We start from the raw sequence: 14,180 nt of genomic DNA on the forward strand, positions 1-14,180 counted from the left end.
CAAAAGTCATATTATTGGAGGTACTATATATGAATATGAAAAATATATTAAGATTAATGGGTGCATTAACATTAACAACAGCAGCTACTACTTCAGTTGTTGCTTGTGGTGATAAAGCTGGTGTAGCCATGAACGTAGAAGTATCAAAACAATTAGGGTTAACAGATGATAAAGGAGAAGGTGTACAAGCAGCTTCACTTGATACAACTGTCAAGGATAATGTTACTTGAACTGTTGATGCTTTAAAAACACCAATTAAAGCTAGTGCATTATTAGGAGAAGATAATAAAGCTGCTAATCAAGCATGTGTTGATTTTCTTACTGGTAAATTAAAACAAACAGCTACAGATAGAAAATTTAATAAAGAAGAATTAGATAAAATTACTGGTGCAGTTACTGATTTTAAACCAGAATTAGCTAAAATGGATGATGGTAAAGATTATGCTATTACTGGTGGTACTTTTAATTTCCAATTTAAAAAAGGTGAAGAGGCACTTGGTGATGTTTATGGTATTAAGTTAAAAGCTGATAAAACAAAAGGTGTTATTGCTGCTGCTCTTACTACAATAGCTGCTGAAATTAAAATAGTAGATACTGATGTTACTACAAATCAAAAAATTATGTTTGTAGATGGTACTACAATTCCAGAAACTGCAAAAAAACCAGGAGAACCAATACAAATTAAAGGAGAATCAGATCAAGTAAAACAGTTTACTGCTTTAAATACTCTAACTGCTTTAAAAATTGGGGCAAATTTAGGAACAATTACTGCTGCTGGTGATGCTTGAGCTGCTGGTGATAAATTAGAAATAACTTATAAAACTGGTGATGTTACTTTTGAAGCAAAAACTGAATTAACACTTGCATAATTTTATAAAATAAAAATAATATTAATACTCCTTTTAATTTAAAAGGAGTATTTTATTTTACAAAATGTTTATTTTTTCATATTTTTAAACATTATAAACATATAGTATATAATAAATATTGGATAACTTATTATATGATATTATATTTGGAAAAAAGTAACTAAGTTGTTAATTTATAGTTATTATAATAAGTTTAAAGAATATTATTGGAGGTATATGTGAATATGAAAAATATATTAAGATTAATGGGTGCCCTTGCATTAACAGCAGGAGCAACTCCTTCAGTTGTTGCATGCGGTAATAATGGTTCAAATATTTCTAATAATCCGCAATTAAATGGCAAATATGCAGAATTATTAGGATGATATAGTGATGAAAATACAAGTATAATTGATGAAGTAATAAATTTTGATAATCTTGGAACGTATTGGGAGCGTACCGATGTTATCAATAAGATTCAAATTTGTCTTAAAATTATAAAGTTAGACAAGAATAATTTTGACTTCAATATGCAATTGTATGTTAATCTTAATACTTGTAAAATATTAGTCAACAATAATATTTACTTTTGTCATTATTTAGTGATAATTTCCTATTAGTTATCGAGTAAAAATTTCCCAAAAGTGAAGTTAAATATACTTGGTGATAAATATGGAAAGAAGTATGACTATGAAATAAAAATATAAATACAAAATTATAAATGATATTATTATTAATAAATTATCTAAACATCAAGCCAAGAATAAACTTAATCTAACTATTAGAAGAATTAACCAATTAATTCAAATTTTTAATAGAGAAGGTAAAGTTGATTTTATTCATAAATCTCGTAATAAAATTTCTAATAAGGCAACAAATTTTGAAATCAAAATTAAGATTATAAACTTGTATAAAACAAAATATTATAATTTTAATTTTCAATATTTTCATGAGAAATTAATTAATGAAGAAAAAATTAAGATTTCATATAGCACACTTTATACTATATTAATTAAAGAAAAAATTACTTCACCAAAAAGACATAAAAATAAAAAAAATAACTTACATCCAACAAGAAATCGAAGAACAAATTTTGGTGAATTAATTCAAATGGACGCCAGTAATCATCATTGATTTGATAACGATAAACCAAAATCATTTTTACATGCTGCAATTGATGATGCTACAGGAAATATTGTTGGACTATGATTTGATCATCAAGAAACATTAGATGGTTATTATAATATTTTTTATCAAATTTTAACTAATTATGGAATACCAAAAACATTTTATACCGATAATAGAACAGTTTTTGGATATAAGAAAAAAGTTGATGCAGGAAAAATAAATACAGAAAATGATACTTATACTCAATTTCAAAAGTCCTGTAATGATTTAGGTGTTGAAATAATCAGAACTTCAATTCCGCAAGCTAAAGGTCGCGTTGAACGCTTATTTGGAACACTTCAAAGTCGTTTAATTAGTGAATTACGACTTAATAAAATTAGAAATTTAGAAGAAGCTAACAAATTTCTTAAAACATACATAAGTACTTTTAATAAACAATTTGCCTTTCCTATTGATGATACTAAATCTGCTATGGTTAAAGCTCCTACACAGGAAGAAATCAATATTTATCTTTCAAGATTTTCTAAAAGAAAAACAGATAGTGGTTCAACCATAACATATTATGGTAAAAAGTATTTTCCTTATAAAAATAACAAAGTTCAATACATACAACCTAGAACTGATGTAATTGTACTTAAATCATTTATTAATGAATTATATCTTAGTTACAATAATCAAATGTATGAACTAAAAGAAATAGCACAAAAACCAATTATAAAAGAAAATTTAATAAAAACTAAAAAAGTTTATATACCCAATAAAAATCATCCTTGAAGATATGGATATCAATAATTCTTAATTAAAATTAAAAATCTATTTTATAAGATATTTAATTTTATAAATACTAAACCATATAAAATTTTAAAACGTTTGCGTATGAGCAAATTTGGTGTTCTAAAATTGATTTTAAATATAAAAGAAATTGTAATTGCAATCTCTCGTTTTTACATTTGTGGTAAGTTTGATTTAGTCGGATTTATTAATAAATTATTTAAAGTTACATTATTAATTTTATTAACATCTATATTTATTTCACTATTTGATTTTCTTATATATAATTCTTTTACTTTTTTAATATTTCCAAAAAGTTCTTTTGATATTTTTATAAAAAAATCATTTTTTTCTTTAATTATTTTATTTTTATCAATTTTTCCAAAAGTAAATATTTTCAATATTGAATAACTAATTTTTTTAAATTTGCTAATCTTTTGTTTTTTTAAATTTTCATTAATATCAACAATAGTAGTTTGAGCTAAATTAACTCTATTACTAATAATTTCTGGAGTAAATTGATTTTTATTAATAATTATTTTTTTCAATTCTCTATTAATTCATTCATATTCTTCTTGTAAATTTTTATTCATTTTTTCATCCTTTCAAAATAAAAACTCATTTACTTTGAAATTAAAACAATGAGTTAAAAACTTATATTAAACTTAATTAAATTATACAAAAAAAAGTTCGCAAATCAAAATTTAAAGCTAAATTTTTAACGTTTATTTGGAATTCGTGTTTATATTTATTTAACACTGTAACTTTCCAAAATAATTTATTTTTTTATAAATATTTTTGGGAAATTTTTACTCGATAACTAATAGGAAATTATCACTAAATAATGACAATTTTTGTTTTGTGTTTGCTTTTATATTTTTTTATGTTAAAATTTGTTTGTTATTAAAATATAAAATTTGCTATTTTTATAATAGTGTTGCTAAGGATTTTTTATATGGATACTCAACAAGATTTTTATATTAAAAAGGTTTTTATGTTTCTTATGTTAAAAACGTTGTTTTATCTATTTCTTTTTTAAATAATGTTGGAAATATTAGGGGTAAATCTTATGTTGGTAATAAACAGAAATTAAGAAATAATACTTCTCGTACTAAAACTAATTTGATACAAAAAGCATTACATAATTTTTATGATAGTCAAATGTTAAGTTTTCTTACTTTAACTTATAAAGATAATATGCAAGATATTAGAAAAGCAAAAAAAGATATTCGTTTATTTTTTCTTAAATTAAAGAAATGATGAAATGACCCTAAACGTGCTAAATATTTAGGTGAATTAAAACATTTTTATGTTTATGAATATCAAGAACGTGGAGCAGTACATTTTCATATATTGTTTAATCGTAAAATACCTTATAGTATGATAATTGATTGATGACCACATGCTGAGAAACAAGGTATTAAGTTAATTGTTGTTAAAAAAGGTACAAATGAGTTTGTTATTAAATATTTAGGTAAATATGTTACAAAAGCATTAGATGATGTTAAGTCTTTAAATCAAGCAGACATAGGTATAAAGGCTTATGCTTTTAGTCGTAATTGTAAAAATCCTATTGTAGTTCGTGGAATTAAAAAAATGAGAATTCAAGATATAATTAAAGCAAGTTTTAATGCAACAAATGTATTTTATTTTAAATCTCAAAGAGATAGTAGTGGTGATACTGTTATGATTGGTGGTATTATTGAAAGTACTGTTGTTAATGATTATTTTAAAGAGTATGAAGATTATGAAAAATATGTATATTTAAGTGCTTTATCGCATAAACATTATTTACGAACTAGTGAAATAGGTTATTTAATTCAAAGAGATAAAGATGTTTTGACTTGGGTAGATAAAGTTTTTGGTAATAAAGTTGAAATAATAGATTTTAAGAAAAAAGTTTTACACTAGAAAAAAACTATTTTTTCTATATTTTTACTTGTATATATATATATATATATATATAATTGTTATTGTCAAAATAATTTAAAGTTACCTTAGCAGGCCTTACTTTATTTTGGCATTTTTTTTGTTTTTACTTGAAATATATATAAATATCTGTATATTTATAACTAAGATGGTTTTACCCACATCTTAACTTGGTTTTAATTAACCGTTTGCTAAGGAGGTTAAGTTTTTTTTATGTTCAAAGTACAGTTAGTTAATATTGAAAAAGGGCGTATTATTCCCGATAAAAATAATAAAGGTCAAACATTAAAGTTTGATGTTTTGAAGTTTGTAGAAATAAATAAACAAACAAGCGTGCCAACTGGTCAAACACGTGATAAATGATATAATCCGGAATTTGCTAGTGATTTTAATAATTGTTTATCTACTGTTGATTTAAAAGTTGGTAATTTTTATTCACTTGAACTTGATTTAAGCGGTAATATTAAAAAACTTTCTAATTGAAAATAGTTATTTATTAAAAGGGTAATTTTAAATAATTATTTTATGTTAGGAGTTAATTTTAAATTATGGTTAAAAATGATAATTGTTCATGTGAGCAAGCATTTCATTTAGCGATTTATATGTGTAAACTTTGTGACCAAGTTATTTGTCCTAAAAGAGTTTTGCAAAATTTATATACTAGAAAATATTATTGTCCAAATTGTATATTAGATATTGCTTTAAATAAATCAATGAGACAGCAAGAAAGTAAGTTAAATTATGAAACATAAGTGTAGTGATTGAACTTATGAAAGAGTATTTGGTTGTGAAATGTGTTATAGAGTTGCTAATGAAATGGAACGAATAAGAAAAGAGAATAAAAGAAATAAGTAAAAATTAAATAAGGGCTTATATATGGATTATATATTTTTCATTAAGCCCCAATGGATTAGATTATAATTCATAAATAAGCTCCTTATTAGTATATAAAGTAAGGAGTTTTATTTATGCCTATTAATGAATTAGAACAAACTAGTAATTATACTTTAACTAAAATTTTAAGAACTGGATTAAGTCCATTAAGTGCTATGGTAGGAGTTAGTGCTTATTATGGTCAATATTTAAAAAATCCAATTTTGGGAAGTATTAATTCTTTGTTATTTAGTAAAAAGTTAGGAATTGATATATGGAATATTAATCAAAGACCTACTACTAGAAATAAAGTTATTAATAGTTATAAAAAGATATTTTTAGGTTTAGGGACTATTGGTTTAATTAACTATGCCAAGTTTGTTCAGTATGTAGATAAGTCAGTTTCTTTATTAAGAGATGAACCTTGTTTTTGGCCACCTTGTCCTACTGAACCACCAATTCCTACTCCAACACCTAAACCAATAGTTGATATGCCTTTTGTAGATTGAGATACATATTTATCTTTAAGCAGTTTTGGTATAGCAAATGTTGTTAGTGGATTAAGTGAATTAATACCTAATAGATTTCAATTTGTAAGAAAAATTTGTGATATGGCTACTGGTGGATGTTTGATTAGTAGTGGTGTAGCATTGGGTATAAATAATGATTTTAATAATTATTTTGCTATTCCTACAATAGTTGCTGGTGCAAGTGAAATTATCAATACTTTATTGTTACCTTTTGAAAATACTAATAATGTTATGCAAATGCAAGAAGTATTTACTGATGAAAGAGCAAGATTAATTAATGGCAGTGTTAGTGATTATCAAAGTACAGATGACAGTATGGTTGATGTTGATTTAAATGATGATAGTATGTCTGAGATTAATTTAGATAGAGCAAGTTTAAATTGAGATTATTCTTATGCTTATACATTAGGTGGTGTTTAATAATGGAAAATAAAGAAATTAAAAAAAAGTGGTATGACACTCCTAAATTTCATGTTTTTTGTTTTATTGTTGGTTTTTTTTCTATGGTTTGAACTGTTGCTGAAATACATAATATTATAAATGGTAATTTTGATTTTTTTATTGGTTTAGATTTAGGCATTAATATTTTACTTTTTGTTTTAGTAATTTTTTATGAGTTATTTAGTTTAATTGATTTTTTAAAAAAAAGAAAAAAAGGAAGTGATAAATAATGGATATGAAAGAAATTATAAAATATGTGTTATATATTGGTGGTTTTTGTTTAATTCTTTGGTTTTGCAGAAATTGAATACGTGAAGGTATAGAAAAATATAAACATAGAAAACATATAAAGGAGAATGATAGTGAGCCTGATTGTATTTTTTGTCGTAAAGATTTTGAAAAGAAGAAACGTAAATTAGAAATGGAAAAACAACAAAGAGAATTAGAGAAAGGAGGTGATTAATATGCCTGCTGGATTATCAGCATTATTAAATATGATTGGTGGTGTTGGCCAACAATTATTAAATGCTTTTACTTATATTTTTGGTTGAGTATTTACTACTGGCGATGGTGGAACACTTACAAATTGACCAGTGTTAATTTCAATTGTATTTATGGTATTAGTGTTTATCAAACAATTTGTGGGACATATTATTCATGGAACACATTAGTAATTAGAAAGGAAGTAAGCAAATGGTAAAGTTATTTTTTAGTTTGGTTTTTGGTTTACCTTTATTAGGTAGACTTTTACCGGTTGTTAATACATTGGTACAAACTATTTATATGCAGTATTTAAGTTCTTTTGCTGGGTTACATACTGTGACACTTTTTATTAAGTCGTTTTTTTATGATAGTTTATACACTTTACCTTTGCCTATTCTTGCTTTAATAAATGTTAGTTTTGTATTTTATTTAATTTTGGGATTATTTAGATTTACAAGACATTAGGATGTGAAATTATGTTTATACCTTTTATTACAACAGTTATGCAATTATTTGCTTCAATTTTTATGAAGTTTTTTAGTTTTCCACTTGGTGATTTAGGCTTTAATTTGGGTACGTTAATGATATTTTTAATTTTGCTTAGATTTGCATTTAGGGTTATTTTACCCGAATTAATATTACCAACATTAGGTTTAGGATATGTTGTTAAGTTCATTGGTAAAAGTTCTGTTTCTTTGGGTGTTGGTACTGGTCAACAAATTGCTAAGAGTTATCAAAGACGCGTTGAAAAAGTAAAAACAAGAAATAAACAACAAGGTAAGTTTAAAGGTGGTGCTGGTGGTAATAAGTTTACTGGTAGTTCAACTCGTGACTTTGGTATTGGTGATTAATTATGTCTAATTTTGTTCTTAGTATATTGCATTTTATTTTTATATTTTCTAGTAATGATATTAGTATATTTTTAAATCAAACTAATATTACTGATGAAGTTTATATTTTGTTTAATTTGACTTTTTGGTTAGTATTAGGTGTATTTTTTAATTTTATTTATCGTAGTATTAAATTTATTTTTAGGTCATTATTTGGATAGGTGTTAGTTATGAGTGTTTTAGAAATTTACAATAAAATACATCAATGTATTGTTGATTATTGAACTATGTTTATAGGTAATCCAGTTGACAATTTTACTAATATTTTATGAAATTTAGTAGTTTATGGAACACAGTTTTTTATTGGATTTGTTTTATTTTATGGTTGATGGTGAATTTTAAAATGTTTATTTGGTAAATAATTATGTGATTTAAGTTTGCTAAATTATTTTTTGTTGTAAATACTTCTTTTCAAGCGCCGACTAGTTTAATTGCTTCAAATGACCCTAATGTTGTTAATTATGATATTACAAAAGAAATGGTTAAACATGTTAAATATCATGATTTTGATGATTGAGCAACTATTCCTTGAAATTCTGCTTATTTTGATGTTGACCAACCGAATTTAAAATTAGTTAGTGGTGAATTTATTGGAAATGGTGAGGGTATTTATACATGTTATTATTATAGTGATACAGTTGGTGTTCCGTCACAAATGATAGATATGGGAACTGGTGTTTATACTTTTAATAGAAAACAATTAGATGAATTTTCATGTATCATGTTTAATCATAATTATGTTGCAAAGAATAATACTAATAATTTAAATTTTGTTAATACTGGTAAAAGAATTATAAATTTTCAAACACAGTTAAATTTTGAAATTGATAAACCTTTAAGTTTTTATATTCAAGGTTTTATGTTTTATTTTGAATATGAATATTTTAAAACTTTTACTGCTAATTTTGTTTTTAGTTTTTTAGATAATGTTGGTGATACAAAATATGTTTTTAAAGGTAAAGTTGATAATGATATTTATCAGCAAGATTTATATAATTTTGTTACTATGCCTATTCGTGTTCCAAATTTAAGACATTTAACAGTTTTTTTTGATGTTCATGGTGAATCAACTAGACCAACTTTTTCACCACAATTAAATTTTGGTCAAATTAATATTTTTTCAAGTGAGAAAGTTACGCCAGTACCACCAAATAGTCCTTTTAACCCTGAGTATGAACGTGTTAGTTGATATGATGTTTTTGGTCATTTGCGTAATGCTTTTAGGTGAGTACTATATGGTGTTGTTGGTAAAGTTTTACCAGTTGAACCATTAAGAGAATTTTTTACTAAACTTGACGGATTATTGAGACGTATTTTTGATGATACTATTAGTTCTGTTTTAAATGTTGATTTTACTAGTGGTTTAGAACAAGTTTTAACATTATGAGTATTTTTAAAAGCTGTTGGATTTTTAATTGGTTAGGAGTTGAAATAATGCCTTGATATGGTTATTTACTTTTAGGAGTTATATTATTAATAATGCTTTATCCATTTTTAATAACTAGAAAAAATATAAAGATATTACAACGTGTAGGTAGTTATATTATTTCAGCACCACCACGTACTGGTAAATCTGCCCTTGCTTGTTGTTTAGCACAAAAACATAAAGGTAGGGTAGTAAGTCCTATTCCTATTAAAGTACGTAATGAATATAGTTATCGTTGTTCTTATGATGATGTTTTTAAATTTAATCAATTAAATAGTAATTATGCTTTTAAAGAGAATGATATGCTTGTTTTTGATGAACTAGGTTTAAAAATTAATAGTAATGATTTATCACCCGAATTTAAAGAAACACAAGAAAGTTTAGGAATGTTTTGTAAATTAATAGGTCATAATTTTAATGGAATTATGTATATGATTGAACAACACCCCGATAGAATACTAAAACAAGCACGTGAAAAAGTGGAATATATTGTGCAAGTTAAAAGAATGCGTATTTTGTTATTTTTAGTTAAGTTTAAACTAAATATTTATACTAATGTTGATGATTATAATAAAGTTGTATTATCTAAAAGACAAACAAAGCGAATAATTAAACATGGTGGATTACCACCTAGTTATAGTGGTGAAACTATGACTTTTAGTTTATGATTTCCTAGGTCTTATTTACAAAGATATAATAGTCGTGCTTTAAATTATATTCATTCTTTAAAGAGTGAATTAAGTATTGTTAAAAACTATGAACAATCACAAGCATTAGATTTTACTGTTGATGATATTAGAGCAGTAGGATTAGATAAGTTGGATAATATATTACAAACTGAAAAGAAAGAAATTGAAAATACTGTATGCCGTGCTTGTTATTATAGAAATAAATATTCTAAGAAAAATAAGAAAGATGTTAAAATAGAGTAAACCTATATTATTGGTCGTAGCCAACCAGAACCTTGGTTGGTTGGCCGTGGCGTTTACGCCACTGGGGTGAGTTGCGAAGCAACTAGGGGCAAAGCCCCTATATACTTGAATAGTATAAACTGGATTATATATACTTCAAGAATAATAAACTCTATAATGTTTATTGTCTTGAAAATCATAAGTAATTTGTCAATTATCTCATTTATTTTTCTCTCTTGTTCCTACTTCTTTTCAATTATTTATACTTGGAGTTGGAGTTGGTTGTTTTTCTAATATTTCATTAATGGCTTGTAATAATTTTTTATTTTGAGTTTTTAATAATTTATATTCATTATTTTCTAATAAATCTTTACAAAGTAATGAATTTTCTTCATCATTTAATGCAATTTCATTTGTTTCAGTATTATATTTAAAATAATCATTTGAAAATTTTTTATCTTTTATTTTTTCTTTTAATTCATTAATAGCGCCAACAATAGTTTTATTAGTAGTTTCTAAATTAGGAATTTCTTGACCAATAGCATTTATTTGAAATGCAATAGGAAATTGTGATTTTGTATCTTCTAATTTTTTATCTATTTCTTCTTTTTTATAATAATCAGATAAATCTACTTTACCACCAGTAGCACTAATAGTATTAGTTTTTTCATCAATCTTAATATTTTCACCAGCAATTAATTTATTTTGTTTTTTTTCTAATAAATTATTAACATATACTTTAGTTGTAGCATCACTTAAAAATGTAGGTGTACCAACATCAATTATTCTTTTACCATTAACATCAATACCTTTATAATCTTTTGGTTTAATAAAATTAGGATTTTCATTATTTACTTCTCATAATGAATCAATATTACTATCAACATGAATTTTTAATTTAGGTATAGTATCACTTACATCATCTATTTTTATACCAGTTCCTTCAATTATTCCCATTTTTTGTAAAAATGTTTTATTACCAGAATCTCAAGTAATAACTCTTCTATTACTTTCATCAAATATACTAGGTGTATTAAAATTATCTGTATTACATGAAATACTATTATTAATTGCTTTTCTTGGTGTATGTAAATTTGCTTGTTGTAATAAATTATATACTTCCATTAATACATAATCTGGTTCACTTGGTGGACTAATACTACTTGATAAACCATTACCATTAATAGATACTGAACTTCTTATAAATGCCATTCCATCAGTTAAATAATATATAGTCATTCTTGCTGTTGCTCTTTTAACTAATTGTTGTTGAGTTTCATTAAGATTTTTAAATCCTATTACTTCAATTTGATTACCAGTAATAGTATTAATTCTTTCACTTGAAATAGCAATTGCCATAATAGTAAAATCAGTTTTAGTATTATCAGTAGTAGTTTGGTCTGCATCTGGTATAAAACCATATATAGTTTTTAAATCATCTTTTGTAATATAATTTAAATTTACATTTCAATCAATATTATTTTTGTTTTCCATAATCTTTATACCTTCCATATCCTTGTACTGCTTGTGATTTATTAACTGTACTAATAACTGATTTATTAGGTTTAGTTACTGCTCTATTTAATTGACTAACATTTTTTCTAACCGTAGCATTCATTTCTTCTCTTGTTTTACGAACTCCACCTAAATATTGATTAATAAATATTTTATTAGCACCATGACCATAAGCACCAGTTGCTTTACACATATCAATTCAAGTTTCTCTTGAAACATTAAAATAATCATATGATTTACTTAAATTTGTTCTATATGTTAATGTAGCAATACCATAAGTACCTTATTGTGCTTGTACTACTGGAGTTCATATACCGCCAGCAAGAGCAGAACTTGAAAGATTTACATAAACTCCAATCATACTGTCATAATCTTGTTCAGTTAAAGAATTCATTATTATTTCTTTACCTTTATCCATTAATGACTTACCATTTAAATATTGTTTTTGAATATGTTGTAATTTAGCAATATTATTATTAGTAATATGTGTCATTATTTTTTTATGAATTACTGGTAAATTAGTTAATTTTTGTAAAACTTGTTGAAATTCAGATAATTCTTTTTGAGATTTACCTTGTCCTAATACTTTTGACATTAATTGATTTTTTAATATTCCCGCTGGATTTTTTAAAAAACTATTAAATAATGAATTACTTTTTTTAAATTTTTCTATTAATTCAGCAGTTTGTATATCACTAACAGCAGTTTCTAATATCATTCTTAACAATAATATAATAGGCATTTAAATTACTTCTTTGTAAAAGTTACTTGTAAAGAACCATCATATAAAGTTTTACCTTCAACATTAGCACTTGTTGCTGTTAAATCTGAAAAATTAGCATTACCTTTTTGATAATTAGGATTTTTAGCAATAACTGCTTTTTCTACTTCATCTGCTGTTGGAGTATCACCAGCCATAGTTATTTTTCCTAAATTAGTAAATTCAATTGCTGTTGCAATATCAATACTTGAAGTAACTGTAAATCCTTTAACTAAATCTGGTCTTAATGCTTTACCTTCTGAAACTAAAAACTTATGAAAATTCTTAACATTACCATTAGTTTGTAAAACAAAAATATTATCTTGACCACGATTAAATGGAAATGCTAATGCTTCTTTATGCACTAATACAGCATCACATCCTAAAAAGTTAAATCCTTCTTTTTATCAATAGTTGCAATCGGATAATTTCTACCTAATCAAGGACACTCTACAATTTTAATACCACCAATTTCTACAATTTTACCATCTTTTAATGCTTGTGAAGCACTATCACTACCTAAAGTTGTAGTTGATAATAATACTAATGGTTTAAAGAAACTAGATACTCATAAAGTATAATTTTCTTCATCTGTACCGATATATTCATCAGTAATTCTTGCTTTTAAGGTTGCTAATGTATTTGATATTTTTAATCATAATAACATTCTATAATCATCTATTTTTGGTGTACTTGGTAATGCAATATTAATAATTCCATTATCTTTGGCTGTTTTAACTGCTAATGCTAATAATTTTGCTACTAAATATGTTTCAACTGATTTTGCTTTTGCATCAATTCAACTTGATGCTAAACTATCTGATACAAGAACATTACCATCTTCATATCTTGCACCTAATCTTTTTAAATCAAGTGTTTCTTCTTCAAAAGTTATTTGTTTCTTTTTATCTAATAAAATTTGTTCAACTCTTGTTGCTGTTAAATCATTAGCACCAGCACCAGCATCATAATCATCTGTAAGATTTCTTTTAGTAATATTATAAATAGCAGTACCAGCATCTAATTGTTCTCTATTTTTAACTGTTGCATTAATTAATGCAACTCTTTTTGATAATAAAACTTTTAAATTTTTAATATATTTAACTGATAAATCTAATTTACCAGTTGGATTACTTGGGTCATTAATCGTTGTTGATTGTGTTGTAATAATTGCCATATTTTTAACCTACCATTCCTATTTTTCTAGTATCTACTTCATCATCTTTTTCTTCTTTAAATTTATCTTTTACATCTAAAGAATTACTAATATTTGTATCTTTATTTTTATTAAATAAATGTGGAAAATCTTTATTTAATAATGATAATTCTTTATCAATATCTTCTTTATCTCCAAGATATCTTTTTAATAAATTAATATTTTCTTGTGATAAATCATATTTTTTATAACTTTCTGAATGTCTAATTTCTCTATCTTTATCAGTTTTTTCTTTATATAAAGCATTATATTTTTCTTCTAATTCTTTATATTTATCTTCTAAAGTTGGTTCTTTAGATTCTTCAGTTTCTGGTTCTTTTTTATATTCAGCTTCAGATTCTTTTTCAGTATTTTCTTCTGATTTTACTTCTTCTTCCTTAGTTTCTTCTTGTTCATCTTTTTCTTTTTCTTCCATATTATTACCTTCTTTCATTTCATTTTCATTTAACATAATTACCA

23 protein-coding genes are annotated in these 14,180 nt (G+C 24.7%); 16 read left to right on the forward strand and 7 right to left on the reverse strand.

Annotated features, from left to right (window positions below):
- The first annotated feature begins 29 nt into the window (after positions 1 to 29).
- From AACL05_RS03380 to AACL05_RS03390, 3 genes are all read left to right on the forward strand, one after another.
- Positions 30 to 869 (forward strand): hypothetical protein, encoded by an 840-nt coding sequence (locus AACL05_RS03380; protein WP_338962660.1) that lies wholly within the window; start codon positions 30 to 32, stop codon positions 867 to 869.
- Positions 870 to 1,093: 224 nt separating this feature from the next.
- Positions 1,094 to 1,468 (forward strand): hypothetical protein, encoded by a 375-nt coding sequence (locus AACL05_RS03385; RefSeq protein ID WP_338986262.1) that lies wholly within the window; start codon positions 1,094 to 1,096, stop codon positions 1,466 to 1,468.
- Positions 1,469 to 1,562: 94 nt separating this feature from the next.
- Positions 1,563 to 2,768: an ISNCY family transposase gene (locus tag AACL05_RS03390; RefSeq protein WP_422397366.1), complete on the forward strand. Its 1,206-nt coding sequence runs from the start codon at positions 1,563 to 1,565 to the stop codon at positions 2,766 to 2,768.
- A gap of 152 nt (positions 2,769 to 2,920) precedes the next feature.
- Here AACL05_RS03390 and AACL05_RS03395 read toward each other — a convergent pair whose 3' ends face one another.
- Positions 2,921 to 3,340, reverse strand: coding sequence for a hypothetical protein (locus AACL05_RS03395; protein WP_338960498.1), 420 nt, complete (start codon positions 3,338 to 3,340; stop codon positions 2,921 to 2,923).
- Between the two features lie 529 nt (positions 3,341 to 3,869).
- On the opposite strand from AACL05_RS03395, the gene AACL05_RS03400 reads away from it, so the two are divergent.
- The 13 genes from AACL05_RS03400 to AACL05_RS03460 all read left to right on the forward strand — a co-directional run bounded on the left by AACL05_RS03400 (position 3,870) and on the right by AACL05_RS03460 (position 10,251).
- Complete coding sequence (locus AACL05_RS03400; protein ID WP_338986263.1) at positions 3,870 to 4,658, forward strand: rolling circle replication-associated protein; 789 nt, start codon at positions 3,870 to 3,872, stop codon at positions 4,656 to 4,658.
- 231 nt (positions 4,659 to 4,889) lie between these two features.
- Entirely contained in the window at positions 4,890 to 5,165 is a 276-nt protein-coding gene (locus AACL05_RS03405; RefSeq protein ID WP_281748222.1) for a hypothetical protein, read from the forward strand.
- A 59-nt stretch (positions 5,166 to 5,224) separates the two neighbouring features.
- Positions 5,225 to 5,428 carry a hypothetical protein gene (locus tag AACL05_RS03410; protein WP_338962667.1) on the forward strand — a complete coding sequence of 68 codons (204 nt, stop codon included), beginning with the start codon at positions 5,225 to 5,227 and terminating at the stop codon, positions 5,426 to 5,428.
- A 216-nt stretch (positions 5,429 to 5,644) separates the two neighbouring features.
- A complete protein-coding gene (locus AACL05_RS03415; protein ID WP_338962669.1) occupies positions 5,645 to 6,499 on the forward strand; it encodes a hypothetical protein in 855 nt (284 codons plus the stop codon).
- Positions 6,500 to 6,501: 2 nt separating this feature from the next.
- Positions 6,502 to 6,750, forward strand: a complete 249-nt coding sequence (locus AACL05_RS03420; RefSeq protein WP_338962672.1) for a hypothetical protein — start codon at positions 6,502 to 6,504, stop codon at positions 6,748 to 6,750.
- Positions 6,750 to 6,983: a hypothetical protein gene (locus AACL05_RS03425; protein ID WP_338962675.1), complete on the forward strand. Its 234-nt coding sequence runs from the start codon at positions 6,750 to 6,752 to the stop codon at positions 6,981 to 6,983. The genes AACL05_RS03420 and AACL05_RS03425 overlap by 1 nt, the downstream gene beginning before the upstream one ends.
- 1 nt (position 6,984) lies before the next feature.
- Positions 6,985 to 7,191 carry a hypothetical protein gene (locus AACL05_RS03430; RefSeq protein ID WP_174480363.1) on the forward strand — a complete coding sequence of 69 codons (207 nt, stop codon included), beginning with the start codon at positions 6,985 to 6,987 and terminating at the stop codon, positions 7,189 to 7,191.
- A gap of 22 nt (positions 7,192 to 7,213) precedes the next feature.
- A complete protein-coding gene (locus tag AACL05_RS03435) occupies positions 7,214 to 7,468 on the forward strand; it encodes a hypothetical protein (RefSeq protein WP_338962677.1) in 255 nt (84 codons plus the stop codon).
- Positions 7,469 to 7,479: 11 nt separating this feature from the next.
- The gene (locus AACL05_RS03440) at positions 7,480 to 7,854 is read left to right on the forward strand and encodes a hypothetical protein (RefSeq protein WP_338962680.1); all 375 of its coding nucleotides are present in this window, start codon (positions 7,480 to 7,482) and stop codon (positions 7,852 to 7,854) included.
- Between the two features lie 2 nt (positions 7,855 to 7,856).
- On the forward strand, positions 7,857 to 8,054 hold the full coding sequence (locus tag AACL05_RS03445) for a hypothetical protein (RefSeq protein WP_338960392.1): 198 nt from the start codon (positions 7,857 to 7,859) through the stop codon (positions 8,052 to 8,054).
- Between the two features lie 9 nt (positions 8,055 to 8,063).
- Positions 8,064 to 8,255: a hypothetical protein gene (locus AACL05_RS03450; RefSeq protein ID WP_338962681.1), complete on the forward strand. Its 192-nt coding sequence runs from the start codon at positions 8,064 to 8,066 to the stop codon at positions 8,253 to 8,255.
- Positions 8,256 to 8,257: 2 nt separating this feature from the next.
- Entirely contained in the window at positions 8,258 to 9,316 is a 1,059-nt protein-coding gene (locus AACL05_RS03455) for a hypothetical protein (RefSeq protein ID WP_338986264.1), read from the forward strand.
- Positions 9,317 to 9,327: 11 nt separating this feature from the next.
- The gene (locus AACL05_RS03460) at positions 9,328 to 10,251 is read left to right on the forward strand and encodes a hypothetical protein (protein WP_338962684.1); all 924 of its coding nucleotides are present in this window, start codon (positions 9,328 to 9,330) and stop codon (positions 10,249 to 10,251) included.
- Here the strand turns inward: AACL05_RS03460 and AACL05_RS03465 are convergent.
- From AACL05_RS03465 to AACL05_RS03490, 6 genes are all read right to left on the reverse strand, one after another.
- Positions 10,150 to 11,724 (reverse strand): hypothetical protein, encoded by a 1,575-nt coding sequence (locus AACL05_RS03465; RefSeq protein ID WP_338986265.1) that lies wholly within the window; start codon positions 11,722 to 11,724, stop codon positions 10,150 to 10,152. The two genes, AACL05_RS03460 and AACL05_RS03465, sit on opposite strands and share 102 nt — an antisense overlap.
- Positions 11,708 to 11,938: a hypothetical protein gene (locus tag AACL05_RS03470; protein ID WP_338986266.1), complete on the reverse strand. Its 231-nt coding sequence runs from the start codon at positions 11,936 to 11,938 to the stop codon at positions 11,708 to 11,710. Before AACL05_RS03470 ends, AACL05_RS03465 begins: the two co-directional genes overlap by 17 nt.
- A gap of 90 nt (positions 11,939 to 12,028) precedes the next feature.
- Entirely contained in the window at positions 12,029 to 12,487 is a 459-nt protein-coding gene (locus AACL05_RS03475; RefSeq protein ID WP_338986267.1) for a hypothetical protein, read from the reverse strand.
- A gap of 5 nt (positions 12,488 to 12,492) precedes the next feature.
- The gene (locus AACL05_RS03480) at positions 12,493 to 12,870 is read right to left on the reverse strand and encodes a hypothetical protein (RefSeq protein ID WP_338962688.1); all 378 of its coding nucleotides are present in this window, start codon (positions 12,868 to 12,870) and stop codon (positions 12,493 to 12,495) included.
- Positions 12,871 to 12,887: 17 nt separating this feature from the next.
- Positions 12,888 to 13,682 (reverse strand): hypothetical protein, encoded by a 795-nt coding sequence (locus AACL05_RS03485; RefSeq protein WP_338962689.1) that lies wholly within the window; start codon positions 13,680 to 13,682, stop codon positions 12,888 to 12,890.
- 4 nt (positions 13,683 to 13,686) lie between these two features.
- Positions 13,687 to 14,172 (reverse strand): hypothetical protein, encoded by a 486-nt coding sequence (locus tag AACL05_RS03490; RefSeq protein ID WP_338960942.1) that lies wholly within the window; start codon positions 14,170 to 14,172, stop codon positions 13,687 to 13,689.
- Positions 14,173 to 14,180: the final 8 nt, after the last annotated feature.

Origin of the sequence: Spiroplasma endosymbiont of Thecophora atra, assembly GCF_964019735.1 — a bacterium.
Classification (GTDB): domain Bacteria; phylum Bacillota_I; class Bacilli_A; order Mycoplasmatales; family VBWQ01; genus Spiroplasma_E; species Spiroplasma_E ixodetis_A.